Source organism: uncultured Clostridium sp. (assembly GCF_934754925.1).
GTDB lineage: Bacteria > Bacillota > Clostridia > Clostridiales > Clostridiaceae > Clostridium.
In genome coordinates this window covers 1-1,689 of sequence record NZ_CAKVJA010000113.1, presented here as the reverse complement: position 1 = coordinate 1,689, position 1,689 = coordinate 1, and the positions used below count along the sequence as shown (strand labels likewise).

At 27.4% G+C, this 1,689-nt stretch carries 3 protein-coding genes; all 3 read left to right on the top strand.

What is annotated here, in order from left to right:
- Nucleotides 1-492: HAD-IA family hydrolase (locus tag Q0G30_RS14280; RefSeq protein WP_294391438.1), on the top strand; the 492-nt coding region annotated here is incomplete at its 5' end.
- Nucleotides 493-554: 62 nt separating this feature from the next.
- On the top strand, nucleotides 555-686 hold the full coding sequence (locus Q0G30_RS14275; protein WP_221699219.1) for a DUF6019 family protein: 132 nt from the start codon (nucleotides 555-557) through the stop codon (nucleotides 684-686).
- Between the two features lie 102 nt (nucleotides 687-788).
- Nucleotides 789-1,689: hypothetical protein (locus tag Q0G30_RS14270; RefSeq protein ID WP_294391435.1), on the top strand; the 901-nt coding region annotated here is incomplete at its 3' end.

Sequence of the window (1,689 nt, the reverse complement as noted above, 5' to 3'; positions counted from 1 at the left end):
GCTGGTGAACTTTGGACGTCGGAACAACTAAAAAATAAGACAATACCTTCTATTTTTGAAGGGATGGTAGAGCTACTTAAAAAGCTAAAGCATATAAAAATGGGAATTTGCTCACAAAATAGCAACGAAAATATAAAGGAAACATTAAAATATTATGGAGTAGATAATTGTTTTGATGCAGTTATTGGATATGATGACATATTAGGTAGTGAACAGAAGCCTCACCCTGCAGGTTTTATTAAATGTATAGAAAAATTAAAGATAAATAATAAGAAAGGAACCTTTATTTATATAGGAGATCATAGTGAAGATATAGTATTTGGTAAAAGTGCACAATATGCATTAAATGAAGAAGATATAAAGGTTATATGTATAACTGTTGATTTTTTGAATTTGAATTTAGATACATATAATAAATGGACAAAGCAGCCTGATTATTTTGTTCAAACTACAGATGAATTAAATAGCGTATTGAATAAACTACTATATTAGATTTCATAATAAATATATTTTTAGAATAGACTAATAATAATTTATGTTAGGGGAAGATATTAATGTGGGAAGAGTTAGGGGTTAGTAGTGGAACAGCTATTATTATTTTAATTGCATTATATTTTGTTATTAAATGGGCTGTTAAAAATGGAATTAAGGATGCATATAGAGATATTACTGAAAAAAAGTTATAGTTAATAGGAGATCAAAATTTGGTTTCCTTTTTTATTTGTAAAATATAGTATATAATTATTATATAAATAGGAAATGATTGTAAAATGAGTGGAGATTTGAATATGTATTATGAAAAGGCAAAAAACTTTATTTATAAAAATGCTAGACCAATAGATATTGCAAGATGGAAATACCTTTTTGAGAATGGGAGCAAAGAAGAAGTTATAACAGTATTAATGACATATCAAAATGAGGATGGAGGCTTTGGAAATGCACTTGAACCAGATTATTGGAATCCTAACTCATCTCCTGTACAAACCTGGGTTGCTATGGAAATAATTAAAGAAATAAATATGAATGATAAAAATCATCCTATTATATTAGGAATATTGAATTACTTAGCTTCAGGAAAGAATTTTGATGGACATACTTGGTCAAATACAATTATAACTAATAATGATTATTCTCATGCACCCTGGTGGAATTATGAATTTAATCAAGAAATATCATATAATCCTACAGCATACTTTATTGGATTTATATTAAAATTTGCGGATAGAAATAGTAAGCTTTTTGAATTGGGGTGTGATTTGGCTAAAGAATCATATAGTTATTTTAAAAAACATTTTCCTTTAGAATCTATGCACACTGTTTCGTGTTTTGTTGAACTGTATGAGTATCTAAAAGAAAGCTCAATGAATTCAGTTTTAGATTTAGAGGAATTTAGAGGTTTATTGCAAAAACAAATTCAACATGTTATAACTTATGACACAACAAAGTGGGCAGTTGACTATGTATGTAAACCATCATTATTTATAAATAGTAAAACAAGTGATTTTTATATAGAAAATAAAGAAATATGCGATTATGAATGTGAGTTTATTTTAGATACTCAAGAATCAGATGGGGCATGGAGTATTACATGGTCATGGACAGATTATCTTGAGCAATGGAATATAAGCAAAATTTGGTGGAAATCAGATTTGATTATAAAAAATGTGCAATATATCAAAGCAATAGAAG

Bases quoted from the DNA above. Each gene is read 5' to 3' on its own strand.
- Q0G30_RS14275 (WP_221699219.1), top strand. From the start codon at position 555: ATGTGGGAAGAGTTAGGGGTTAGTAGTGGAACAGCTATTATTATTTTA.